The following is a 22,746-nucleotide window of genomic DNA, read 5'->3' as shown; positions in this document are numbered from 1 at the left end:
ACACCGGCCGCGCGGCGCCCGCATCAAGGTTCACTATTGACAATACTTTAGCTGAATTTCGCCCGCGCTGTGGGTATTTTGGCAGTAATCAAGGCTATTGTCGTCAAAAATCAGGCCACTGGCGTGTCTTGCACCATCCCATCGACAAATAATTTCAATTCGCCGGGCGCAAACGCCGTCCATTGTTCATTCGTCGTCAGCGGCTGGGTAACGATCACGGCCACTCTGTCCTGGGGCGTCGTCACCTGGGAAAAGTCCACGCTCAGGTCTTCATCGGAGAGTTTAGCAGTTGGAAACGGATGTTGTCGCACCAGATAGTGCAAACTGGTCGAGCAATGGGCAAACAGCGCCTCGCCGCTCGACAGCATCATGTTGAACGTGCCGTGGGCACCGATGCCGGGCAGCAGCTCCGCCAGCGCGGCATGCAGTTGCGGCAAGGCCGGCGGGGCGTCGCCGAAGCGCGCGTGCAGCTCCTGCAGCAGGTAGCAGAAAGCCAGTTCGCTGTCCGTGCAGCCAACGGGGCGGTAACTGCCCGTCAGCACGGGGTTGAACTCCTTCAAATCGCCATTGTGGGCAAAGACCCAGTAGCGGCCCCACAGTTCGCGCACGAACGGGTGGCAGTTTTCCAGCGCCACCTGGCCTTGCGTGGCCTTGCGGATGTGCGCGATGACATTGCGCGACTTGATGGGGTAGCGCTTGATCAGTTCGGCCACGGGCGAGGCGATGGCCGCCTGGTGGTCGACGAAATGGCGCACGCCAGCGCCCTCGAAAAAGGCGATGCCCCAGCCGTCATGGTGGGTATCGGTATGGCCGCCGCGCATGGCGAAGCCGGTAAAACTAAAGACAATATCCGTGGGGACATTGCAATTCATTCCGAGAAGTTGGCACATGGTCTGTTTGCAGCAGGATAACATGCCCACCATACCACGCCGCCTTGCGGATTGGTATGGTGGCGATGGCCATCAGACAGCCAGAATCAGTGCAACAGGACCGGCTGGCTCATGAGGGAATCATAGCTGCCCAAAAATTCATCGATCTCTTCCATGCTCGGTTCGCTGGCGATCAATTCCGTGACGTCGCGGCGGAAGTTTTGCGCGAGGACTCCCGCGATGAAAGTCTCGCGTTTGCCGCCCTTGTCGACGATTTCATAGCCGCCGAAGCGCAGGGCTTCCAGGTCGCCATCGACGCCGAATTCCACGACGCTGTATTGTTCGCTGTTATAGATCAGGTTCATTTTGCATCCTTCGCTCAAGCAAGAGAAACTCTTGCGGTTTCAGGACAGAGGTGGGGTCCCCACGCCGCCATTTCAAGCGGCCGGGCCACCCTGCGGGCTACAGAGTTGTAACGAGATGCAAACTGCGACTGCGGTAATACCGTCAGAAAGCCGCGTTCAGGAAACAAGCAGGTCCGGTTCCAGCGCCAGCAGGACATCGTAGGGACTGGCCGTCAGCCAGGTGCGCAGCTGTTCGATATGCGAGGCGTCGGCCAGGCTGATGAACAGGCGCGCGGGTGGATGGCGCAGCAGACGATTTAATGTTACACGCAATACGAGATTGCCGCTGCAGCACAGGCAGCCGGGCGCAATACGCAACAGTTGCAGTGGAAACGATGAAGAAGGAGAAATTTGTTCGGCCAGGTCGGCCAGGATGGCGTTGCCGTCAGCGAGACCCTCGAGGATCACGGCGGTCCGCTGGCCAGGCTGCAAGGCTTGCGCGATGGCCGCCTCGCGCCCGGCCGCGCAAGCACCGCTGACCAGGGTCAGCGGCGTCGGACGCCGTACGGCTGGCGTCACAGGCCTTTCTTGGCCAGCTTGCCCGGTTCGACGCCCAGCTGTTTCAGTTTGCGGTACAAATGGGTGCGTTCGAGGCCCGTTTTTTCTGCCACGCGGGTCATGCTGCCGCCTTCGCGGCCCAGGTGGTGTTCGAAATACATGCGCTCGAACGCATCGCGCGCCTCGCGCAGCGGCAAGTCGAACGACAGGTTGTAGCCATGGCCTTCGGCCACCGCCGGTACGGCGATGCCTGGGCGCACCATCAGCTGTTGCGGCGCGCTGCCGCCAAAGCTGGGCACGGGATGGCTGCTTTCCTCGGTCACCACGGGTGCCGCGGGACGCGGCGCTACGCTCGGCGCGCGCACGGTTTCCTGTGCCCGCGTCAAGCCTTGCTGGACCGCTTTCAGCAGCTTTTGCAAGGCAATCGGTTTTTCCAGGAAATTCATGGCGCCGATGCGCGTCGCCTCGACCGCCGTATCGATGGTGGCGTGGCCCGACATCATGATCACCGGCATGGTCAGCAAGCCATCGCGCTGCCACTCCTTGAGCAAGGTGACGCCATCGGTGTCGGGCATCCAGATATCCAGCAATACCAGATCCGGCGCACCGGCGGCACGCGCTTCGCGCGCCTGCTGCGCATTTTCGGCCAGCTGGATAGCATGTCCTTCGTCGCCCAGAATTTCCGAGAGCAACTCACGGATACCCATTTCATCATCCACTACGAGTATGTTTGCCATTCGTGTCTTGCCTTCCTCATTTCGCCGGCCGTCGCGCACAAGATGTACACGGCGGACAACTATGATTTTATTAGTGTTTTAAATACTAAACCAGACCCTCACGCCAGGAATTCCTGGGCAGGAGTGTCGGGAGCTAACTTTAACAGCAAAATGACCACCGAAGCGCCATTGCCGTCGACCCGGTTCTCGATATCGATGCGTCCGCCGTGTTCATCGATAATTTTCTTGACCATCGCCAGGCCCAATCCCGTGCCGCGGGCTTTCGAGGTCACATACGGCTCGAAGGCGCGCGCCAGGATTTTTGGCGCAAAACCGGGACCGTTGTCGGTGATGGCCAGCCGCACGGCGATATTCACGCCGCCGTCCGCACTGCGATAATGAATTGCTTCCGTCCTTACGTCAATCCGCGGATGCGGCGAATCCGGCGGCAGGTCGGCCATGGCGTCCTGCGCGTTCTGCAGCAGGTTATGGATCACCTGGCGCAACTGGGTCGGATCGCCCATCACCATCGGCAGATTCGGCGCCAGCAGCGGGTGGATGATGTCGCCATCGTCGCCGCGCAGATACAGGTTCAGGATCTCTTCGATCAGCTCGTTCAGGCGCAGGGGCACGAGCACGGCCGGCGGCGTGCGCGCATAGTCGCGGAAGTCGTCGACCATGCGCTTCATCGCATCGACCTGCTTGACGATGGTGGTGGTGGCGCGGCTGAGCAGATCGGCATCAGGCTGCTCCAGCTTGCCTTCGAGCTTCATCTGCAGGCGCTCGGCCGACAGCTGGATGGGCGTGAGCGGATTCTTGATTTCATGCGCCAGGCGGCGCGCCACCTCGCCCCAGGCGATCGAGCGCTGCGCGGAAATGACGTCGGAAATATCATCGAACACGACGATGTAGCCGCTGCCGGACTCCAGCGGCAGGCGCGAGCCGCGCGCCAGCAAGGTGATGTCATGCTCGTCGGCACTGCTGCCCAGACGGCGCGGAATCTCGATCTGGCGCTGCCAATGCAGGCGCTGCTGGTTGCGGCCCGACGCCGATTGCGCGCTTTGCGCCGTGAAGGCGCTGATGATGGCGCCGCCAAATTCTTCCATTCCAGCAATCTGCGCCAGCGGCTGGCCCACCATGCTCATCCCGGAATGCTGGAGGATGCGCTCGACCGATTCATTGCAGGTCACCAGCTTGAAGTCGCCATCGAGCACCATCACGCCGGCCGACATATTCGCCAGTACCGATTCCAGGTGGGCCTTGGCGTTTTGCAGCGCGGCGCGGTTGCTTTCCACGGCCGTGCGCGCATCGAGCAGCTGGCGCGTCATGATGTTGAACGATTGCGTCAAGGTACCCAGTTCATCCTTGGTGGCGACGATGGGGCGCGGCGACAGGTCGCCCTCGGCCACGGCGCGCGTGCCCTCTGCCAGCAGCAGCAGGGGCTGGGCCAGGTTGCCCGCGATCAGGAAAGCACTGCCGATGGCGCCAAAGATAGCCAGCAGCAAGGTCAAGGTGAGGATTTCCATGTACATCTTGCGCAGTCCCACGCGCGCGACGAAACGTTCCTTGTACTCGCTGTAGGCGGCGCGCAGCACCTCGCCATTCGTCGCCAGCTTGGGCGGCACCGATTGCAGCAGTTGCAGGTAGCGGGGCGAGACGGACGGTCCCGGCACGGCCACCAGCACGCGCAGGCGCAGGCTGGCCGCCGTTTCCAGCGACGCCGGCAAGCCCGAGCGGAAACCGCCGCCGCCCGACTCCGTGCCGTCGTCGTGCAATTCCAGTCCCCCTTCGGCGGAGGCATAGCCGGCCGGCAAGGCTGCCTGCACCAGCATGGCCGGCGTCGGCAAGTCGGCCGCGCTGTGCGGCCCGGCGCTGGCCAGCAGCACGCCGTCGCCGCTGACGAGCATGGCATTTTGCATGCCCTCTTCGCGCAGCAGGCTGGTCAGCACGGCCGGGCCGGCCACCGGGTCGGCGCCCATTTCTTCGACGGCCTTGTGGCCCCGGTGATCGAGTTCGACCAGGGCTGCATCGAGGCCGGCACGGCCCAGCTCAATCCCCGATTCCAGCGCCGCTTCGATCTTGACGTTGAACCAGGATTCGATCGAGTGGGAGACAAATTGCACAGAGACAAGGAAAATCACCAGGCCCGGCAGGATGCCGACGGCGGCGAACAGCATCACCAGGCGCGTCATCAGCTTGGAGCCGAACTTGCCGCTCTTGTAGCGCGCGTACAGACGCCCCAGGGAAATACCCACCAGCGCCAGCAGGGACACGGCCACGGCCGCGTTCAGGCCCAGCAGCCAGGTGTAGTAACGGTCGAAAAAGCCGGAATTATCGGAAGCGGACGCCAGCAGGAACAGCAGGATACTGACTATGCCGCCGCCCACCACCAGCAGATAGCGCAATGCTTGACTCACTACTCCGCCGTATACAAGAAGGTTTTTTTATTCGAAGCCAGGCGCCAGTCGCTGTTATTGAAGGCATTGACCTGTATCGGCTTGGGCAGGTAGTCGCGGTCCATGCCCATGCGCAAGGTGACGTTATACGTCTGCCCCACTTTCAGCTCGCCGCGCCGCGCCACCAGCCAGCGGCTGGGACGGCGGATCAGGAACAGCGCATCGTCGAGCGTGGGAAAGCTTTGCTGCAAGCCGCCGCCCGACACATGGTACTGGCGCGTGAGCACGTTGTACGACAGCTTGCTGGTCTGGCGCGCCACGATGGCTTTTTCATCGAACCAGTACCAGCGGGGCCGGGTCAGTTCGATTTCCGTCGTGAAATACAGCGGCACGCCATGCTGCACGGCATCGTCGAGGTCATGATTGAGCTCGAAGGAATACGTGGCGGCCAGCTTGTAGCCCTCTTCGCTGGCCTCGATGTAGGCACGGGTGATCTCGACCATATCGGCGGCATGCGCGCGTGGCATGGTACATGCCAGCATCAGCAGCAGGGCCAGGAGTCGGAAGAGTCGTGTTGTCACAAGTGTGCCGGTAGTGTCCGTGAGAAAAGGTTCGACGAATCGCTCAAGCCGCATTTTTTTGGAATAGCGCATAGAACAAACCGTCGTGGTCCTGCTCCGCGCTGCCGGTCGGCAACAGCTGGCCAGGCGCTGTCAATCGGGTCGCATTATTGCGCACCGCAAATGCCGCCGCCTGTGCCTCGGACTCTTGCGGCCACAACGAACATGTCACGAACAGCAATTTACCATCGGGGCGCAGCATCTGCCACAGGTTGTCCAGAATTTTGGATGAAAGTGTTGCAAGTTGGAACGCGTCGCCCTTGCGGCGCAACCAGCGGATATCGGGATGGCGGCGCACGATGCCCGAGGCCGTGCACGGCACGTCGGCCAGGATGCGGTCGTACTGCTGGCCGTCCCACCATGCGCTCGATTGCGCGTCCTGCGCCTTCAAGGTCGCGTCCAGGCCCAGGCGTTCGAGGTTTTCCGCGATGCGCGGCAGGCGCTTGGCGTCCGCATCGATGGCCGTCACGTGCACGTCGGCCAGTTCCAAGATATGGCACGTCTTGCCGCCCGGCGCCGCACAGGCATCGAGCACGCGCATGCCGTCCTGCAAATCCAGCAGCGGCGCGGCCAGTTGCGCGCCAGCATCCTGCACGGAGACGACACCTTGCTCGAAGCCGGGGATCAGCGCCACGCCGATCGGCTTGTCGAGGCGCACGGCAAACGGTCCCACCTGGCGCGCGGCGATACCCGCCTCCGCCAGCACGGCCAGGTAGGCTTCGACCGTGCTCTTGCGGCGATTCACGCGCAAGGTCAATGGCGGTACGGCATTGCCGGCCGTCAAAATGGCTTGCCAGTCGCGCGGGTAAGCCAGGCGCAGCGAATCGATCCACCACTGCGGATAATTCCATTGCGCCAAAGGTTGCTGCAAGGCCGCTTCCAGCAAGGACTTGCGCTCGCGCAAGAAGCGGCGCAAGACGGCGTTGACCATGCCCTTGGCATGCGCCAGGTCAGGGTGCGAGGTGGCCACCGTGACAGCCTGGTCGACCACCGTGAATTCTTCGTACGGCTGCTCGCCCGGCTCGGCCGACATCAAGGACAGCGCGCAGCACAGCAGGGCTGCGAGCATCGGCGGCTCCGGCGCCTTCGACGTCATCAGGCCGACCAGCGTTTCGCTGCGGCCCAGCTGACGCATGGTGCGGTAGGAAATATCCTGGATGGCGCCGCGCGCCTGCGGGCTGGCGTTCGATTGCGCAAACACCTTGGCCAGCGCCTGCGGCAGGGCCGTGCCCGTGCGCACTTGCGCCACGGCATTGGCCGCGCCCAGCAGGCAAAACGCCAGCGAGTCGGCGCGCAAATCGGGTTGGAAGCCTGGCTGCAAGACCGGTTTCAGGTCGGGATGGTAGCTGGGACGCAATTTCGGTGCGGCAGGCGCCTGGCCTGGCGCCGGCTTGGTTTTCAATTTCAGCGTGGGGCGCTTGTTCATAGTTATCCGGTGTGGCTGCGCGCGGCGGGCTGCATGGAGGCAAAGTCGCGGCCGCGCGTCATCAATAAAGGGTCGATTGTAGCGTTTGTGGCGTCCTCTGACCCAAGCGATTGCAGCGATACATGTAAATTGCGGCAAAAAACTGCATATATACAAGCAGAATGCGCCATGCTGATGTTTTCGCGCACCAACATGGGCATGCTGTCCTGATAATATCGTGAAACGCGCCAGCACGGGGACACTGCCGGCAAGCGTATTGTTCCCGGCGGCAAACCAGTATAATTAACGCAGTCTGGGCGGCTTGGATACTTGCCGTCCGTTTTGCTTTTTGATTCATTCTATTCATTCTTAACGCGGTTCCACCGCCATCCTGCTCATGCTCGCCCAACAGAAACAAGAAATCATCGCCCTGTTCCAGGCCGCCCTCGCTCCCGTCCTGGCCGGCACTTCGCTGACGCCATCCGTGGTGCTCGAGCGACCACGCGATGCATCGCATGGCGACGTCGCCTGCAATATCGCCATGCAACTGGCCAAGCAGCTGAAACAGAACCCGCGCGAACTGGCGCAAACCATCGTGACGGCCGTGCTGGCCAACCCGGCCGGCAAGGGCCTGATCGAGGCAGTGGAAATCGCCGGCCCCGGCTTCATCAACGTGCGCGTCTCCGCCGCCGCCAAGCAGGCCGTGGTGAAAACCATCTTGAGCGAGGCCGACAGCTATGGCCGCAGCACGGCAGGCGCCGGCAAGCAAGTGATCCTGGAATTCGTCTCGGCCAACCCGACCGGTCCGCTGCACGTGGGCCACGGCCGCCAGGCAGCCCTGGGCGACGCCCTGTCCTCGCTGTTCGACGCGCAAGGCTACCAGGTGACGCGCGAGTTCTACTACAACGACGCGGGCGTGCAGATCCAGACTCTGGCCAACTCCGTACAGGCGCGCGCGCGCGGCTTCAAGCCCGGCGACGCCGAATGGCCCGAGTCCGCCTACAACGGCGACTACATCGCCGACATCGCCAGCGACTTCAAGGCCGGCAAGACGGTTGCGGCCAGCGACGGCTTGCCAGCGACGGCCAACGGCAATGTGGAAGACATCGATTCGATCCGCCCGTTCGCCGTCACCTACCTGCGCAACGAGCAGGACATCGACTTGCAGGCGTTTGGCGTGAAGTTCGACAATTACTACCTGGAATCGTCGCTGTACGCGGACGGCAAGGTCAACAGCGCGGTGGAAACCTTGATCAAGGCGGGCCACACCTACGAGCAGGATGGCGCGCTGTGGCTGCGCACGACCGACTTCGGCGATGACAAGGACAGAGTCATGCGCAAGACTGACGGCACCTACACGTATTTCGTGCCCGACGTCGCGTATCACCTGGTGAAATGGCAGCGCGGCTTCGTGCAGGCCATCAATATCCAGGGCAGCGACCACCACGGCACCATCGCGCGCGTGCGCGCCGGCCTGCAGGCCGTCGACATGGGCATCCCGCAAGGCTACCCCGACTACGTGCTGCACAAGATGGTCACCGTCATGAAGGACGGCGAAGAAGTCAAGATTTCGAAACGCGCCGGCTCCTACGTGACCGTGCGCGACCTGATCGAATGGTCGGGCGGCGGCGACATCGCCAAAGGCCGCGACGCCGTGCGCTTCTTCCTGATCTCGCGCAAGGCCGACACGGAATTCGTCTTCGACGTCGACGTGGCGCTGAAAACCACCGATGAAAACCCCGTCTATTACGTGCAGTACGCGCATGCGCGCATCTGCCGCATCCTGGAAAACTGGGGCGGCGATGAAAGCACGCTTGCCGGCGTGGACTTGTCCCCGCTGACGGCGCCGACCGAAGCGACCCTGCTGGCGACCCTGGCCGCCTACCCGGAAATGCTGGCGCGCGCGCAAGCGGAACTGGGACCGCACCAGGTCGCCTTCTACCTGCGCGAGCTGGCCGCCAACCTGCACAGCTTCTACTTCGCCGAAAAAGTGCTGGTCGAGGACGACGCCGTCAAGATGGCCCGCCTGGCCCTCGTCGTCGCCGCGCGCCAGGTGCTGCGCAACGGCCTGGCACTGATCGGCGTGTCCGCGCCAAACAAAATGTAATCGCGAAGGTCAAACCGTCAATGAATCATGCTTCCCGCTTCTCTTCGACCCGGCGCCAGCAGGGCAATACCCTGGTCGGCATCATCATCGGCCTGGTCATCGGCCTGGGCATCGCCGTGGTGGTCGCCCTGGTGATCACCAAGGGCGCCTCGCCCTTCACCGACAAATCGGGCAAGGCCGGCAAGTCGGCCGAACCGACGGCCGGCCAGATCGCCGACCCGAACAAGCCGATGTACGGCAACAAGGAAGCGGCCAAGGAAGCGGCGCGCGACTTCTCCAAGGAGCCGCGCGAGATCGTCACGCCGACGCAGCCTGCCGCGCCGGCGCCGGCGCCCGCACCCGCGCAGCAGCCGAAGGCACCGCCGCCGGACGCGCTGCAGGAATTGATCGGTACCTTGAAGGACAAGCCGGCGCCGAAAACGCCGGCGGCCGCACCAGCGGCGCCAGCACCGCAAGCCAAGGCAGACGTGAAGGAAGCCAAGGCCGATGCAGCCAGCGACAAATGGATTTATTATCTGCAGGCCGGCGCCTTCCATGACATGTCGGACGCCGAAAGCACGCGCGGCAAACTGGCGCTGCTCGGTTTCGAAGCGGCCATCAGCGACCGCAGCACCGACGCCGGCGTGCTGCACCGGGTGCGCATCGGGCCGTTCAACCAGCTCGAAGCGATGAACCGCGCGCGCACCAAACTGTCTGAAAACGGCATCGATGTCGCCGTCGTCCGCAACCAAAAATAAGGAACCAGCATGCGTTTTCTGAAGAAAATCCTGTTCGCCGCCGCCCTCTGCACCATCGCCCTGGGCGCATCGGCCTCGCCGGCCGAGCCGAAGAACGGCGTCGAATACGAAACCCTGCCCGCGCCGCAGGCGACGGAGTCGGGCAAGAAAATCGAAGTGACGGAATTCTTCGCCTATTACTGCCCGCACTGCAACGTGCTCGAACCGCAGCTGGCGGCGTGGGTCAAGAAACAGGGCGACAATATCGTCTTCAAGCGCGTGCACGTGTCGCGCGACGAGAGCGTGGCGCCGCAGCAGCGGCTGTTCTTCACCCTGCAAGCCATGGGCCTGGTCGACAAGCTGCACACCGGCGTCTTCCACGCCATGCACGTGGAACGCAACCGCCTGAACACCGACGACGCCGTCTTCGACTTCGTCGCCAAGCAGGGCGTGGACCGCCAGAAATTCATCGACACCTACCGTTCGATGGGCGTCTCGGCCCGCGTGCGCCGCGCGGACGCCATGATGCAGGGCTATAACGTGACGTTCTGGCCCATGATCGCCATCGACGGCCGCTACATCACCTCGCCTTCGCAAGCCGATCAGGGCAGCAAGTCGGCCAAGAACGAAGAGCAGCTGAACGCCCAGGCGCTCACCGTGATGGACGTGCTGGTCGCGAAAGCCAAAGCGGAAAAGAAATAAGCATGGCCACTTCCCTGGCGCGCCCGGGCATCGCCTGATGCATCGCGTTTTCATCACGGGCGCGTCGAGCGGACTGGGTGCCGCCCTGGCGCTGCAGTACGCGCGCCATGGCGCCCAACTGGGCTTGCTGGCCCGCCGCGGCGACGCGCTGCAGCAACTGATCGCTTCCCTGCCCCACCCTGAACGCCACCGCGCCTACGCCGTCGACGTGTGCGACCACGCCGCCCTGAAAGGCGCAGCACAGGACTTCATCGCCCACGCCGGCGGCATCGACGTCGTCATCGCCAGCGCCGGCGTGTCCTACGGCACCCTGAGCGAACACGCGGAAGACCTCGACGCCTTCGCGCGCCTCATCGCCATCAACGTCACGGCCACCGTCGCCACCTTCACGCCCTTCATCGCCGCCATGAAAAACCAGGGCAGCGGACGCCTGGTGGGCATCGGCAGCGTGGCCGGCATCCGCGGCCTGCCCGGCGCCGAAGCCTACAGCGCCTCGAAGGCGGCCGTCATCAGCTACTGCGAATCGCTGCGCCTGGAATTGAAACCGGCGGGCATCAAGGTCGTCACCATCACGCCCGGCTACATCGACACGCCGATGACGCGCCACAACGCCTACCGCATGCCCTTCCTGATGCCGGCCGAAAAATTCGCCGTGCGCGCCGCGCGCGCCATCGCCGACGGCGACAGCTACCGCGTGATCCCGTGGCAGATGGGCGTCGTCGCCAAGCTGCTGCGCGCGCTGCCCAATGCCGTCTACGACCGGGCCTTCGCGAATGCGCCGCACAAGGCGCGCAACTGAACTGACCAACATGACGAAGCACTCAGACTTGAACAGCGCGGCCATCGCCGCCCATTGCGCCACCGGCGCCTCGCACGTTGCCATCGAAGTGGTCGATGAAACGGGATCGACCAACGCCGACCTGCTGGCGCGCTGCGCCAGCCTGGCCGGCCCCACCCTGCGCATCGCCGGCCAGCAGACGGCCGGACGGGGGCGCGCCGGACGGCCGTGGGTGTCGCAGGCGGACGCCAGCCTGATGTTCTCGCTGGCCTGGCGCTTCAAGGGGCCGCTGCACCAGCTGGTCGGCCTGCCGCTGGCCGTCGGCGTGGCGCTGGCCGAAAGCATGACGGCGCTGGGCGTGCCGGTGCAACTGAAATGGCCGAACGACCTGCTCAAGGATGGCCACAAGCTGGCCGGCATCCTCGTCGAGACGCAGCAGGCACAGGGCGACGATAGCGGCGGCATGTGGGCCGTCATCGGCTGCGGCATCAATCTCTTGATGCCCGATGCGCTGGAACGGCAGATCGGGCGCAGCGTCTCGGCCGTGCCCTGGCTGGCGCAGATGGAGCGCAACACCCTGGTGGCGGCGCTGCTGAGCCGCCTGGCCGGCGTGCTGGCCGAATTCGACGACACCGGCTTTGCGCCGTTTGCGGAACGCTGGAACCTGCTGCACGCGTGGCAGGGCCAGCACGTGAAAATCCTCGACAACGGCCAGCTGCTGCAGCAAGGCGTGGCGGCCGGCGTCGATCAGCTGGGCCGTTTGCTGCTGCGCACCGATGGCGGCCTGCAGGAAGTCATGTCGGGTGACGTGTCCTTGCGCCTGGCCGGGGAGTGAGCGCATGCTGCTGCTGATCGACGCCGGCAATACGCGCATCAAATGGGCGCTCGTGGCCGCCGACAGCGCGGCCGGCGGCTGGCTGGCCAGCGGCGCCGTCGCGCATGCGCAGATCGACACCCTGGCCGCGCACTGGGCACCACTGGCCATCAGCGAAGCGCTGCTGTCGAACGTGGCGGGCGCCGTCATCGGCACGCGCCTGCGCGCCATGTTGCCGGTCGTGCCGCGTGACTTTGTCTCGCTGCCGCAGCTGGCCGGACTGACGAACGGCTACCGCGCGCCGTCGCAGCTGGGCTGCGACCGCTTTGCCGCCGCCATCGGCGCGCACGCGCTGGCGCCTGGCCAGGCCGTCATCGTCGCCAATTGCGGCACCGCCACCACCATCGACGCCATCACGGCCGACGGCGTTTTCCTCGGCGGGATGATCTTGCCTGGACTGGGACTGATGGCCAGCTCGCTGGCGCGCAATACGGCGCAGCTGCCGCACATCGCCAGCGACGCCGTGCTGCCGGCCGGCTTTGCCGACAACACGGACGACGCCATCCTCTCCGGCTGCCTGGCGGCGCAGGCGGGCGCCATCGAACGGGCCGTGCGCATGCACGGCGCCAGCGCCTGCCTGTTGTCGGGCGGCGCCGCACTGCGCATCGCACCGGCCCTGGCGCTGGCGGTGCCGCTGCACCTGGTCGACAATATCGTCATGATCGGCCTGCAGGCGGCCGCGCGCGCCGGGGCCGCAGGAACACAAGGAAACCACGTATGCTGAAATTCGTCTTCTGGCTGCTGGCCGGCGTCAACCTGCTGGTGCTGGCCATCGGCCAGGGTTATCTGGGCAGTTTTCGCAGCGAGACGCGCGAACCGGCGCGCCTGAAAAACCAGCTGCAGGCGGGCAAGCTCACCTTGCTGACGCAGGAGCAGGCGACCGCACCGGCCATGGCCACAGCGCCTGCGCCGGTCGCCGCAGAAACGCCGGCGCCGCCGCCATCGTATGCGTGCACGGAGGTGGGCAATTTCCTGCTGGCCGATGGCCGCCGCTTCGAAGCGCAAGTGGCCGCGCTGAGCCTGGGCGACCGCCAGTCGCGCCGCAACGTCGCCGGCCAGGACATTTCCAGCTACATGGTGTACATCCCGCCGCAGGGCAGCAAGGAAGGCGCCGACCGCAAGGCCGGCGAATTGAAGCAGCTGGGCGTGACGAATTACTTCATCATGAACGAAAACAGCCCACTGCGCTGGGGCATTTCACTGGGCGTCTTCAAGTCGGAAACGAGCGCGCAAAGTCAGCTGGCATCGCTCAACAAACAGGGCGTGCACAGCGCCCGCGTCGCGCCGCGCTACAGCGCCAGCAAGCAATTTGCCTACCAGTTCCGCGACCTCGACGCCGCCACGCGCGCGCGGCTGGCCGAGATCACGAAGCAGTTCGACGAGCAGGAACTGCGCTCCTGTAAATAAGCGCCGGACCAAACCTACTGCGCGTCCGGCATAGGCAACCTGCGATGCTCACTGTGCTTCAGCCAGGTAGGTCGGATTAGCGCTTGCGCGTAATCCGACAACGCCAGCGACGCCAACCATGGTGTCGGATTACGCGCTTGCACGCTAATCCGACCTACGCTCATCTCTCAATGACGATCGGTTTGACACCCGCCGACGCCGGCAGGCTGGCCGCCGCGCGCGCCGCATCGGTGCGGCTCGTGAACGGTCCGCCGTACAGGCGGAACAACGGGCCGGCCGGCACCACATCAAGATTGCCCAGCGTTTGCGCATACGGCGCCAGTTGCGCGCGGCCCGCTTCCGCATTGTCCGCACGCGAATAGGCGCCCAGCTGCAGGTAGAAGCCGGTGGCCAGCGCCGCTGGCGCGGGCGCGGCCACGGTGGCATCGACCGCTGACAGCGCGGTGATTTCAGGCTGCACCACGGCGCGCATTTCCGGTTCGCTGTCGGCCGGCGTATCGATGGAGATGGCCACCACCGACGGCACCGGCTTGGGCGCCGCGCGGGCCGCCAGGATGGCATCGATATCGGCCGGCAGCAGGCGTTCGACGACCACCTGGTGGCTGCCCTTGCCGAGAAAGCCCAGTTTCAGCGCCGCCGTGTACGACACGTCGATCACGCGCGTGGCGTGGAACGGGCCGCGGTCGTTGATGCGCACGATCACCTGCTCGCCGCTGTCGATGCTCGTCACGCGCGCATACGATGGAATCGGCAAGGTCGGATGGGCCGCCGTCATCTTGTACATATCGTAGATTTCGCCCGACGAGGTGCGCTGGCCATGGAATTTCTTGCCATACCAGGTGCCCGTGCCCTTCTGCTTGAATGGCTCGTTGTCGGTGATCGGCGTGTACGTCTTGCCGAAGACAACATACGGGCGGTTCGAGCGCGTCGAATACGGTTCGTTGCGCACTTCCGCATCGGGCACGTCGCGCAGGTTGGCAGGCGGATTGTCGCCCGGACCGTCATCCTTGTAGTAGCCGCCGCGCCCGGAGCCGGCCGCCGGCAAGACCGGCAAGGTGGGATCCTGGCGCACGGGCACCTTGACCTTGCCGCCCGACGGCAGCGGCACGTTGTTCGATGCGGGCTTGTGCGGCGCGGTGCCGCAGGCGGCCAGGGTCAGCAAGGCCGCCAGGCTCAGCCCGCGCATGGCGAAGGTATCGACAGGCGCCCGCATCAGGTCTGCACCAGCTTGCGGTGGCGCTGAATACTCATCAGGATACCGGTGGCCACGCCCAGGGTCAGCAGCGCGGTGCCGCCATAGCTGAGGAATGGAAGGGGAACGCCGACCACCGGCACGATGCCGCTGACCATGCCCATGTTGACAAACGCATACGTAAAGAAAATCATAGTTATCGCTCCTGCCAGCAGGCGAGTGAAAAAACTGGGGGCGTTGGCGGCGATCATCATGCCCCGTCCCACCAGCAGTAAATACATCAGCATCAGAATCAGATTACCGACCAGGCCGAACTCCTCCGAATACACGGCGAAGATGAAGTCGGTGGTGCGCTCCGGAACGAATTCCAGGTGAGCCTGCGTGCCGTGCGTCCAGCCCTTGCCCGTCATGCCGCCGGAACCGATGGCGATGATGGACTGGATGATATGGAAGCCCTTGCCCAGCGGGTCCTTGGTCGGGTCGATCAGCATCATCACGCGGTCGCGCTGGTAATCATGCAGGTGCGACCAGGCGATCGGCAGGCAGGAAACAAAGGTGATCAGCAAGCCGGCCAGCACCTTCCACGACAGGCCGGCCAGGAAGATGACGGTAAAGCCGGCCGCCACCACCAGCAGCGCCGTGCCCAGGTCGGGCTGGCGCGCGATCAGGTAGACGGGCACCAGCAGCAGCACGGCCGCCATCAGGAACGATTTCCAGCGCAGGGCGCCCGCATTATGCTGGAAGAACCAGGCCAGCATCAGCGGCGTGGCGATCTTCAGGAATTCGGACGGCTGGATGTCGATCACGCCGATATGCAGCCAGCGCCGCGCACCGAGCTTGATGGTGCCGAACAGCGCCACGGCCACCAGCAAGATCACCGATACCGTGTACGCCGGCACGGCGATGCGCATCATCATCTGCGGCGTGACGTTGGCCGCCACCCACATGACGAAAAAGCACAGCATGATGTTGCGCAGATGGTCCTCGATCTTGCCGGGGATGCCGATGCTGGCCGAATACAGGGTCAGCAGGCTGGTGCACAGCAGCATCAGGATGATGATCATCAGCGGCGGATCGAACACCGCCAGGTAGGGTTTGGCGCGCCGCCACAGCGAGCGCCTCTCGTTAATGGGCATGTGCTTCCTTATTGCCTGGCAGGCGGCGCCGGGGCGGCCTGCTCGTCGGTGATTTCTTCCAGGGTACGCACTTCGTCGACATCTTCCTTGGGCACCTTGGTGGTGTCCTTTTCCTTGTCGCTCGGGCGCTTGCCCAGCAGGTAGTAGTCGAGCGCCTTGCGCGCGATCGGCGCGGCCACGCCGGCGCCGAAGCCCGCGTTTTCCACCACGATGGCGATCGCGATGCGCGGCTTGTCGGCTGGCGCGAAGGCCGTAAACAGGGCGTTGTCGCGCAGGCGCTCGGCCAGCAGCTTGGCATTGTACTTCTCGTTTTTCTTGATGCCGACCACCTGCGCCGTGCCCGTCTTGCCGCCCACAGTGTACTGCACGCCGGTGAAGATGCGCGCGGCCGTGCCGCCCTGCTCGCTGGTCACGCCCACCATGGCGCGCTTGATGATGTCGATGTTTTCCTGCTTGAGCGCGATGCGGTAGCTTTCCTTCGGTACCGTCAGGGTGCGCGCACGCGTGCTCGCGTCTTCGATGATCTTCACCAGATGCGGCTTCATCACCACGCCGTTATTGGCCAGGTTGGCCGTCGCGTGGGCGATCTGCAGCGGCGTGTAGGAGTTGTAGCCGGAGCCGTTACTCACCGAAATCGTGTCGCCGCCCACCCATTTTTTCTGCTGCGGCGTCTTGAAGCGGTTGCGCTTCCACTCCGTCGACGGCAGCACGCCCGTCTTTTCATTATTCAGGTCGATGCCGGTCAGCTGGCCGAAACCGAACGGCTTCATGAAGTCGTGGATGGCGTCGATGCCCATGTCACGGCCCAGCTGATAGTAATAGGTGTTGCACGAGACGACGATGGACTTGTGCATGTCCACCGTGCCATGGCCGCCCACCTTGTCGTCGCGGAAGGTGTGGCCGCCGAGGATGAAGAAGCCGGGATCGGAAATCGACTGGCTCGGCGTGCGCTTGCCCAGTTCCAGCGCGGCCAGCGCCATGAAGGGCTTGAAGGTCGAACCGGGCGCGTAGGTGCCGGACAGGGGACGGTTGACCATCGGCCGGTCCAGCGAGGTATTGAGTTCGTTCCAGCTTTGCTGGTCGATGCCGTCGACGAACAGGTTCGGGTCGTAGCCTGGCTTGGAGACGTAGGCCAGGATGTCGCCCGTGGCCGGGTCGATGGCCACGGCAGCGCCGCGCCATTCGCCGAACGCTTCCTCGACCACCTTCTGCAGTTCGATGTCGATCGACAGAATCAGGTTGTTGCCGGGGGTGGCCGCCGTGCGCGACAGGGTGCGCATGGCGCGCCCGCCGGCCGACACTTCCACTTCTTCGTAGCCGGTGGTGCCATGCAGCTGCTTTTCGTAGCTTTTTTCCAGGCCTTCCTTGCCGATATGGTCGGTGCCGTTGTAGTTGGCCGCGTCCTCGCCCTCTTCCAGCGCCTTGGCTTCATTGCGGTTGATGCGGCCGATGAAGCCCACCACGTGCGAGGCGATTTCGCCCATCGGGTACTGGCGGAACAGGCGCGCCTGCACTTCCACGCCGGGGAAGCGGAAACGCTGCGCCGTGAAGCGCGCCACTTCCTCGTCCGTCAGGCGCGTGCGCAGCGGCACGCTGACGAAGTTCTTCGATTCTTCCAGCAGCTTCTTGAAGCGACGGCGGTCCTTGATATCGATCTGCACCAGGGTCGACAGCTCGTCGATCACCGAATCGAGGCTGACGCTCAATTTCGACGGCGTGATTTCCAGCGTGTAGGCCGAGTAATTGCGCGCCAAGACCACGCCGTTGCGGTCGAGGATCAGGCCGCGCGTGGGCACGATGGGCACCACGGCGATGCGGTTGTCTTCAGCCTTGGTCGCGTAGTCTTCGTGCTTGATCACCTGCAGCCAGATGAAGCGCGCCAGCAGCAGCGAAAAGCAGACGAAGACGAGCGCGCCCAGGATGGTCAGGCGCATGCGGAAAAAATGCAGTTCGCGCTCGGTATTTTTCAGTTCGGTCATGGCAGGCGCCCGTCAGATCGGCCGGTTATGGTCGCGGTCCACGGCGCGGCGCTGCGGCGCCAGCAGGATCCACGTCACGAAAGGCCAGAGGGCGACGGCGACGAAGCTCTCGATGAAATTGAGCCAGCCGGGGAAACGGCCCGAGACGATCAGCCGCGTCAGCAATTGCAGCGCCTGCGTCAGCAGCAGCAGCGGCAGCACGTGCAGCGCCTGCGTCAGGATGGGGAACCACAGCACGCGCCGGTGCATCATGATGGCGAAATACGACAGCAAGGTATACGCCAAGGCATTCTCGCCCAACAGGGTCGAATCGTGCACGTCCATCATCAGGCCCATGAAGAACGCGACGCCGATGCCGACCTTGCGCGGCTGGTGGATGCCCCAGAAGACCAGCACCAGCGCGACGAAATCGGGCACGCCAACAAACTGGCCCCATGGCAGCAGATTCAGCAAAAAAGCGCACAGCAGGGAAAAACCGATGAACAGGGGGCTGACCGGCAGCAGGATGTAATGCGGGCGGTTCATCGTGTCGCTTCCTTCGGTGGCACGGCGGCAGGTGCTGGCGTTGTTACAGGCGTTGCGGCAGGTCCTGCCGGCGCCGCCGGTTTCGGCGCGGCGCTGGCGGGCGGCTTCGCGGCGGGGGCTGTCGCGGCGGCGGCAGGCTCCTTGGCCGGGTCCTTGATCGGCGCCATCTTGCCGGCGATCTTGCGGCCCGTCTTGACATCTTCGGCGGGCGGGCGCGGCGGAATATCGGGCGACGTCATCAGGATGAGCAGCTGGGTGTTGCGTTCGATGCCGGCCAGCGGCTGGCACACGACGCGGCCGAACGGGCCATGCGCATTGCGCTCGACCAGGGTCACGCGCGCCACGGCCAGACCGGCCGGGTACAGGCCGTCGAGGCCCGAGGTGATGACGATGTCGCCGATCTGGATGTCGGCGCTGGGGGCCGTGAAGCGCAGCTCCATGGTGCCCGACTTGCCGCGGCCGATGGCCACGCTGCGCACGCCGTTGCGCAGCAGCTGCACGGGAATGGCCTGCTCTTCATCGGTCAAGAGCGTTACTTCGGAGGTGAACGGGAACACGCGCGTGACCTGCCCCACCACGCCCAGGTTGTCGATCACGGGGCGGCCCAGTTCCACGCCATTCTGGATGCCGCGATCGAGCACGATCTTGCGCGAGGCCGAATCGCGCGTGTCGTACAGCACTTCGGCCATCATGGTCTTGACGGGCACGCGCTCGCGCGCTTCCATCAGCTTGCGCAGGTGGTTGTTTTCAACGATGTTGAGCTGCGCCTGCTGCAGGATCTGCGCCGAGGCGATCTGTTCGTGCTTCAGGTCGCGCACCTGTTTTTCCAGGGCCGACAGCGAAGAAAAGTAATTGCCGACGCCCAGCGCCACGTCGCGCGGCACCAGGGCCGCCATCTGCACCGGATACAGCACGGTGCCGACCGCCTGACGCACGGCCGTCAGCGCGTGCATGCGCGAATCGACCAGCAGCAGGGCGATAGAAATGCCGGCGAACACCATCATCTTGACGCGGGCGGAGGCGCCTTGTTTGAAAAGTGGCGGAGGACTGTATTCCATGACTTCCAATAATCAGGCCAGGCGCAGTGCGCCAACGTGCAGGCCCCGGTCAGACGCCGGCGCCAAAACCAAAAAAAGGCCGGAATGGTTTCCGGCCCTTCTGTCAGATTATTCGTAGGAGAAGATCGAGCCGAGCTTGTCCATACGTTCCAGTGCCATCCCGGAACCGCGCACCACGCAGGTGAGCGGGTCCTCGGCCACCAGCACCGGCAGGCCGGTTTCCTCCATCAGCAGGCGGTCCAGGTCGCGCAGCAGTGCGCCGCCGCCTGTCAGCATCATGCCTTTTTCGGCGATGTCGGCGCCCAGTTCCGGCGGCGTCTGTTCCAGCGCGTTTTTCACGGCCGAGACGATGTTGTTCAATGGGTCGGTCAGCGCTTCGAGGATCTCGTTGCTGGAAATGGTGAACGAACGCGGAATGCCTTCGGACAGGTTGCGGCCCTTGACTTCCATTTCCTTCACTTCCGAACCAGGGAAAGCCGAACCGATGGCCTTCTTGATGGCTTCGGCCGTCTGTTCGCCGATCAGCATGCCGTAGTTGCGGCGGATGTAGTTGACGATGGCTTCATCGAACTTGTCGCCGCCCACGCGCACGGAACCCTTGTAGACCATGCCGCCGAGCGAGATGATACCCACTTCCGTCGTGCCGCCGCCGATGTCGACCACCATCGAGCCGGTCGCTTCCGACACGGGCAAGCCCGCGCCGATGGCCGCTGCCATCGGTTCTTCGATCAGGTACACCTGCGAGGCGCCGGCGCCCAGAGCCGATTCGCGGATCGCGCGGCGTTCGACCTGGGTCGAACCGCACGGCACGCAAATGATGATGCGCGGCGATGGACGGAAGAATTTCGAGTCATGCACCATGCGGATGAATTGCTTGAGCATTTGTTCGGTCACGGTGAAGTCGGCGATCACGCCATCTTTCATCGGACGAATCGCTTCGATATTGCCCGGCACTTTGCCCAGCATCTGCTTGGCTTCCTTGCCGACTGCCTGAATGGTCTTCTTGCCATTCGGACCGCCTTCCTGGCGGATGGCGACGACGGATGGCTCGTCCAGGACGATACCGAGGCCGCGTACATAAATAAGGGTGTTGGCCGTGCCCAAGTCAATGGCCAGATCGGTGGAGATATACCTGCGTAAAAAACCAAACATGAGTGTCCTGTAGCGCATCGAGCTGCGCAAAAGCTGTTTATGGGGAGTTTCAAAGCGGGCGCTTTCAGGCACCCTGAAAATCCGTGGAGGCGATTTTTTCGGGTTTCGCTTGGCGCTTGCGCAATCTTTTCTATGCTGCGGCAGCGGTCCATCAGCGCCGGCAACGCATTAACCCGCCATTCTACCTTATAATTTGAATGCGATTTGCTCAAAAACCATGGAAAAGTGCGACTCTTGCAGCCGCGAGTTACGCGGCATTCCTCGATTTTTGTGAGCAAAATAGCAGTAAATACCCGCGTTTTATCAAAACGCCAACTTAATACTAATGCGCGGCACTCCGCGCCATTCGCCATGTCCCTGACACTCTCCGACGTAAAACGCATCGCCCACCTGGCCCAACTTGAAATGGCCGACGACCAGGCCGTCACGTCTTTGGCCCAATTGAACAAGATTTTCGCACTGGCGGAACAAATGCAAGCCGTCAATACCGATGGTGTGGCGCCCCTGAGCCACCCGCTGGCCGCCCACATGGACAATATCGCCCTGCGCCTGCGCGAAGACGTCGCCACGGAACAGAATCGCCGCGACGCCTACCAGGCCGTGGCGCCGAAGGTACAGGATGGCCTGTACCTGGTGCCCAAGGTTATCGAATAAACACGCCGTTGCGCCGTTCCCGCCTTCTTGCCGAATATCACAATAGAAACGCCATGCATACAAAATCCATCAAACAGCTGTCCACGCTTTTGCAGAACAAGGAAATTTCCGCCGTTGCACTGGCGACGCATTTCCTCGACCGCATCGAAGCGGACAACTCGAACGCCTTCCTGCACGTCGACCGTGCCCTGACCCTGGCGCAAGCAGCCGACGCCGATGCGCGCATCGCCGCCGGCACGGCCACGCCATTGACGGGCGTGCCGATCGCGCACAAGGACTTGTTCGTCACGAAAGGCTGGCGCACGACGGCCGGCTCGAAAATGCTGGCCAACTACGCCAGCCCGTTTGACGCCACCGTGGTGGAAAAATTCCAGGCGGCCGGCATGGTCACTTTGGGCAAGGTCAACTGCGATGAATTCGCCATGGGTTCCGGCAACGAGAACTCGGCCTTCGGCGCCGTGCAGAACCCGTGGGATAAAACAGCCGTGCCGGGCGGCTCGTCCGGCGGCTCGGCCGCCGCCGTCGCCGCCGGCCTCACGCCAGCGGCTACCGGCACCGATACGGGCGGCTCGATCCGCCAGCCGGCCGCCTTCTGCGGCATCACCGGCATCAAGCCGACCTATGGCCGCGTCTCGCGCTTCGGCATGATCGCCTTTGCCTCGTCGCTGGACCAGGGCGGCCCGATGGCCCGCTCGGCCGAAGACTGCGCCCTGCTGCTCACCGCCATGGCCGGCTTCGACGAACGCGACTCGACCAGTCTGTCCCCGGAACAGGGCGGCGTGGCGGAAGATTTTTCACGTGAACTGGGCCAGCCGTTGACGGGCTTGCGCATCGGCGTGCCGCGCGAGTATTTCGGCGAAGGCCTGGCCAAGGACGTGGAAGCGGCCGTGCGCGGCGCGCTGGCGCAGTATGAAAAGCTGGGCGCCACCCTGGTCGACATCTCGCTGCCGAATACGGCCCTGTCGATTCCCGCCTACTACATGATCGCGCCGGCCGAAGCATCGTCGAACCTGTCGCGCTACGACGGCGTGCGCTACGGCCACCGCGCGGCCGAGTACAAGGACTTGCAGGACATGTACAAGAAGTCGCGCGCCCAGGGCTTTGGCCCGGAAGTGCAGCGCCGCATCATGGTCGGCACCTACGTGCTGTGCCATGGCTACTACGACGCCTACTATCTGAAGGCGCAAAAGATCCGCCGCCTGATCGCGCAGGATTTCGACGCCGTCCTGAATGGCCCGGACGCCGTCTGCGACGTCATCATGGGCCCCGTCGCGCCGACCGTCGCCTGGGACCTGGGCGACAAGACGGACGACCCGGTGGCGAACTACCTGGCCGACATCTACACCCTGTCGACCAGCCTGGCCGGCCTGCCCGGCATGTCAATCCCTTGCGGTTTCGGTGCAGGAGAGAAGAATGGCAAGCGCCCCGTCGGCCTGCAAATCATCGGCAATTATTTTGGCGAAGCCAAACTGCTGAACGTGGCCCACCAATTCCAGCAAGTGACGGACTGGCATACGCGTGCTCCAGGCAACGCAACGGCCGGCATCTAAGAAAAAAT

General features: G+C 63.9%; 22 protein-coding genes. 9 read left to right on the top strand and 13 right to left on the bottom strand.

Annotated features, from left to right (window positions below; all coding sequences use genetic code 11):
- Positions 1-110: 110 nt before the first annotated feature.
- The 7 genes from AC3RCG_RS04785 to rsmB form a co-directional block, all read right to left on the bottom strand.
- On the bottom strand, positions 111-890 hold the full coding sequence (locus AC3RCG_RS04785) for a class II glutamine amidotransferase (RefSeq protein ID WP_071653793.1): 780 nt from the start codon (positions 888-890) through the stop codon (positions 111-113).
- 86 nt (positions 891-976) lie between these two features.
- Positions 977-1,234: a BTH_I0359 family protein gene (locus AC3RCG_RS04780; protein ID WP_070222752.1), complete on the bottom strand. Its 258-nt coding sequence runs from the start codon at positions 1,232-1,234 to the stop codon at positions 977-979.
- A gap of 156 nt (positions 1,235-1,390) precedes the next feature.
- On the bottom strand, positions 1,391-1,792 hold the full coding sequence (locus AC3RCG_RS04775; protein ID WP_492403522.1) for a GTPase: 402 nt from the start codon (positions 1,790-1,792) through the stop codon (positions 1,391-1,393).
- The gene (locus AC3RCG_RS04770; protein WP_070222756.1) at positions 1,789-2,508 is read right to left on the bottom strand and encodes a response regulator; all 720 of its coding nucleotides are present in this window, start codon (positions 2,506-2,508) and stop codon (positions 1,789-1,791) included. Before AC3RCG_RS04770 ends, AC3RCG_RS04775 begins: the two co-directional genes overlap by 4 nt.
- A 98-nt stretch (positions 2,509-2,606) precedes the next feature.
- Positions 2,607-4,904, bottom strand: coding sequence for a sensor histidine kinase (locus AC3RCG_RS04765; RefSeq protein WP_070222758.1), 2,298 nt, complete (start codon positions 4,902-4,904; stop codon positions 2,607-2,609).
- Positions 4,904-5,410 (bottom strand): DUF4390 domain-containing protein, encoded by a 507-nt coding sequence (locus AC3RCG_RS04760; RefSeq protein ID WP_226939765.1) that lies wholly within the window; start codon positions 5,408-5,410, stop codon positions 4,904-4,906. Before AC3RCG_RS04760 ends, AC3RCG_RS04765 begins: the two co-directional genes overlap by 1 nt.
- 97 nt (positions 5,411-5,507) lie before the next feature.
- Entirely contained in the window at positions 5,508-6,929 is a 1,422-nt protein-coding gene (gene rsmB / locus AC3RCG_RS04755) for a 16S rRNA (cytosine(967)-C(5))-methyltransferase RsmB (protein WP_230506384.1), read from the bottom strand.
- A gap of 376 nt (positions 6,930-7,305) precedes the next feature.
- Here rsmB and argS point away from each other — a divergent pair, with 376 nt between their 5' ends.
- Genes argS through AC3RCG_RS04720 form a run of 7 tightly spaced genes read left to right on the top strand, consistent with a single transcriptional unit; the run spans position 7,306 to position 13,492 of the window.
- On the top strand, positions 7,306-9,015 hold the full coding sequence (gene argS, locus AC3RCG_RS04750; protein WP_492403525.1) for an arginine--tRNA ligase: 1,710 nt from the start codon (positions 7,306-7,308) through the stop codon (positions 9,013-9,015).
- Between the two features lie 20 nt (positions 9,016-9,035).
- Positions 9,036-9,752 (top strand): SPOR domain-containing protein, encoded by a 717-nt coding sequence (locus tag AC3RCG_RS04745; protein ID WP_070222766.1) that lies wholly within the window; start codon positions 9,036-9,038, stop codon positions 9,750-9,752.
- Positions 9,753-9,761: 9 nt separating this feature from the next.
- Positions 9,762-10,433, top strand: a complete 672-nt coding sequence (locus AC3RCG_RS04740) for a thiol:disulfide interchange protein DsbA/DsbL (protein ID WP_492403526.1) — start codon at positions 9,762-9,764, stop codon at positions 10,431-10,433.
- A 37-nt stretch (positions 10,434-10,470) separates the two neighbouring features.
- Positions 10,471-11,232, top strand: coding sequence for an SDR family oxidoreductase (locus tag AC3RCG_RS04735; protein ID WP_492403528.1), 762 nt, complete (start codon positions 10,471-10,473; stop codon positions 11,230-11,232).
- A 10-nt stretch (positions 11,233-11,242) separates the two neighbouring features.
- Positions 11,243-12,046 carry a biotin--[acetyl-CoA-carboxylase] ligase gene (locus tag AC3RCG_RS04730; protein WP_409027282.1) on the top strand — a complete coding sequence of 268 codons (804 nt, stop codon included), beginning with the start codon at positions 11,243-11,245 and terminating at the stop codon, positions 12,044-12,046.
- Between the two features lie 4 nt (positions 12,047-12,050).
- The gene (locus tag AC3RCG_RS04725; RefSeq protein WP_492403531.1) at positions 12,051-12,809 is read left to right on the top strand and encodes a type III pantothenate kinase; all 759 of its coding nucleotides are present in this window, start codon (positions 12,051-12,053) and stop codon (positions 12,807-12,809) included.
- A complete protein-coding gene (locus AC3RCG_RS04720) occupies positions 12,803-13,492 on the top strand; it encodes an SPOR domain-containing protein (protein ID WP_492403533.1) in 690 nt (229 codons plus the stop codon). Before AC3RCG_RS04725 ends, AC3RCG_RS04720 begins: the two co-directional genes overlap by 7 nt.
- Before the next feature lie 160 nt (positions 13,493-13,652).
- Here AC3RCG_RS04720 and AC3RCG_RS04715 read toward each other — a convergent pair whose 3' ends face one another.
- From AC3RCG_RS04715 to AC3RCG_RS04690, 6 genes are all read right to left on the bottom strand, one after another.
- Positions 13,653-14,705, bottom strand: a complete 1,053-nt coding sequence (locus AC3RCG_RS04715; protein ID WP_070311062.1) for a septal ring lytic transglycosylase RlpA family protein — start codon at positions 14,703-14,705, stop codon at positions 13,653-13,655.
- Complete coding sequence (gene rodA, locus AC3RCG_RS04710; RefSeq protein ID WP_070222781.1) at positions 14,705-15,820, bottom strand: rod shape-determining protein RodA; 1,116 nt, start codon at positions 15,818-15,820, stop codon at positions 14,705-14,707. The genes AC3RCG_RS04715 and rodA overlap by 1 nt, the downstream gene beginning before the upstream one ends.
- Positions 15,821-15,828: 8 nt before the next feature.
- The gene (mrdA, locus tag AC3RCG_RS04705) at positions 15,829-17,799 is read right to left on the bottom strand and encodes a penicillin-binding protein 2 (protein WP_492403536.1); all 1,971 of its coding nucleotides are present in this window, start codon (positions 17,797-17,799) and stop codon (positions 15,829-15,831) included.
- 12 nt (positions 17,800-17,811) lie between these two features.
- Positions 17,812-18,324 carry a rod shape-determining protein MreD gene (gene mreD, locus AC3RCG_RS04700; protein WP_035824494.1) on the bottom strand — a complete coding sequence of 171 codons (513 nt, stop codon included), beginning with the start codon at positions 18,322-18,324 and terminating at the stop codon, positions 17,812-17,814.
- The gene (gene mreC / locus AC3RCG_RS04695; protein ID WP_070222785.1) at positions 18,321-19,382 is read right to left on the bottom strand and encodes a rod shape-determining protein MreC; all 1,062 of its coding nucleotides are present in this window, start codon (positions 19,380-19,382) and stop codon (positions 18,321-18,323) included. Before mreC ends, mreD begins: the two co-directional genes overlap by 4 nt.
- Before the next feature lie 108 nt (positions 19,383-19,490).
- A complete protein-coding gene (locus AC3RCG_RS04690; RefSeq protein WP_010393186.1) occupies positions 19,491-20,534 on the bottom strand; it encodes a rod shape-determining protein in 1,044 nt (347 codons plus the stop codon).
- 351 nt (positions 20,535-20,885) lie between these two features.
- Between AC3RCG_RS04690 and gatC the strand changes: the two genes are divergently transcribed.
- A complete protein-coding gene (gene gatC / locus AC3RCG_RS04685; RefSeq protein WP_070222787.1) occupies positions 20,886-21,188 on the top strand; it encodes an Asp-tRNA(Asn)/Glu-tRNA(Gln) amidotransferase subunit GatC in 303 nt (100 codons plus the stop codon).
- A 53-nt stretch (positions 21,189-21,241) separates the two neighbouring features.
- Positions 21,242-22,738: an Asp-tRNA(Asn)/Glu-tRNA(Gln) amidotransferase subunit GatA gene (gene gatA, locus AC3RCG_RS04680; RefSeq protein WP_070311063.1), complete on the top strand. Its 1,497-nt coding sequence runs from the start codon at positions 21,242-21,244 to the stop codon at positions 22,736-22,738.
- The last annotated feature ends 8 nt before the right edge of the window (positions 22,739-22,746 follow it).

It is taken from the genome of Janthinobacterium sp. GW823-FHT01H08 (genome assembly GCF_058797855.1).
Note: the sequence above shows the minus strand (reverse complement) of the source record. Positions and strands in the feature narration are given on the sequence as shown.

Coding starts and splice junctions, on each gene's coding strand:
- AC3RCG_RS04785 (WP_071653793.1), bottom strand. CDS start 890: ATGTGCCAACTTCTCGGAATGAATTGCAATGTCCCCACGGATATTGTC.
- AC3RCG_RS04780 (WP_070222752.1), bottom strand. CDS start 1,234: ATGAACCTGATCTATAACAGCGAACAATACAGCGTCGTGGAATTCGGC.
- AC3RCG_RS04770 (WP_070222756.1), bottom strand. CDS start 2,508: ATGGCAAACATACTCGTAGTGGATGATGAAATGGGTATCCGTGAGTTG.
- AC3RCG_RS04760 (WP_226939765.1), bottom strand. CDS start 5,410: ATGCCACGCGCGCATGCCGCCGATATGGTCGAGATCACCCGTGCCTAC.
- rsmB (WP_230506384.1), bottom strand. CDS start 6,929: ATGAACAAGCGCCCCACGCTGAAATTGAAAACCAAGCCGGCGCCAGGC.
- argS (WP_492403525.1), top strand. CDS start 7,306: ATGCTCGCCCAACAGAAACAAGAAATCATCGCCCTGTTCCAGGCCGCC.
- AC3RCG_RS04745 (WP_070222766.1), top strand. CDS start 9,036: ATGAATCATGCTTCCCGCTTCTCTTCGACCCGGCGCCAGCAGGGCAAT.
- AC3RCG_RS04740 (WP_492403526.1), top strand. CDS start 9,762: ATGCGTTTTCTGAAGAAAATCCTGTTCGCCGCCGCCCTCTGCACCATC.
- AC3RCG_RS04735 (WP_492403528.1), top strand. CDS start 10,471: ATGCATCGCGTTTTCATCACGGGCGCGTCGAGCGGACTGGGTGCCGCC.
- AC3RCG_RS04730 (WP_409027282.1), top strand. CDS start 11,243: ATGACGAAGCACTCAGACTTGAACAGCGCGGCCATCGCCGCCCATTGC.
- AC3RCG_RS04725 (WP_492403531.1), top strand. CDS start 12,051: ATGCTGCTGCTGATCGACGCCGGCAATACGCGCATCAAATGGGCGCTC.
- AC3RCG_RS04720 (WP_492403533.1), top strand. CDS start 12,803: ATGCTGAAATTCGTCTTCTGGCTGCTGGCCGGCGTCAACCTGCTGGTG.
- AC3RCG_RS04715 (WP_070311062.1), bottom strand. CDS start 14,705: ATGCGGGCGCCTGTCGATACCTTCGCCATGCGCGGGCTGAGCCTGGCG.
- rodA (WP_070222781.1), bottom strand. CDS start 15,820: ATGCCCATTAACGAGAGGCGCTCGCTGTGGCGGCGCGCCAAACCCTAC.
- mrdA (WP_492403536.1), bottom strand. CDS start 17,799: ATGACCGAACTGAAAAATACCGAGCGCGAACTGCATTTTTTCCGCATG.
- mreD (WP_035824494.1), bottom strand. CDS start 18,324: ATGAACCGCCCGCATTACATCCTGCTGCCGGTCAGCCCCCTGTTCATC.
- mreC (WP_070222785.1), bottom strand. CDS start 19,382: ATGGAATACAGTCCTCCGCCACTTTTCAAACAAGGCGCCTCCGCCCGC.
- AC3RCG_RS04690 (WP_010393186.1), bottom strand. CDS start 20,534: ATGTTTGGTTTTTTACGCAGGTATATCTCCACCGATCTGGCCATTGAC.
- gatC (WP_070222787.1), top strand. CDS start 20,886: ATGTCCCTGACACTCTCCGACGTAAAACGCATCGCCCACCTGGCCCAA.
- gatA (WP_070311063.1), top strand. CDS start 21,242: ATGCATACAAAATCCATCAAACAGCTGTCCACGCTTTTGCAGAACAAG.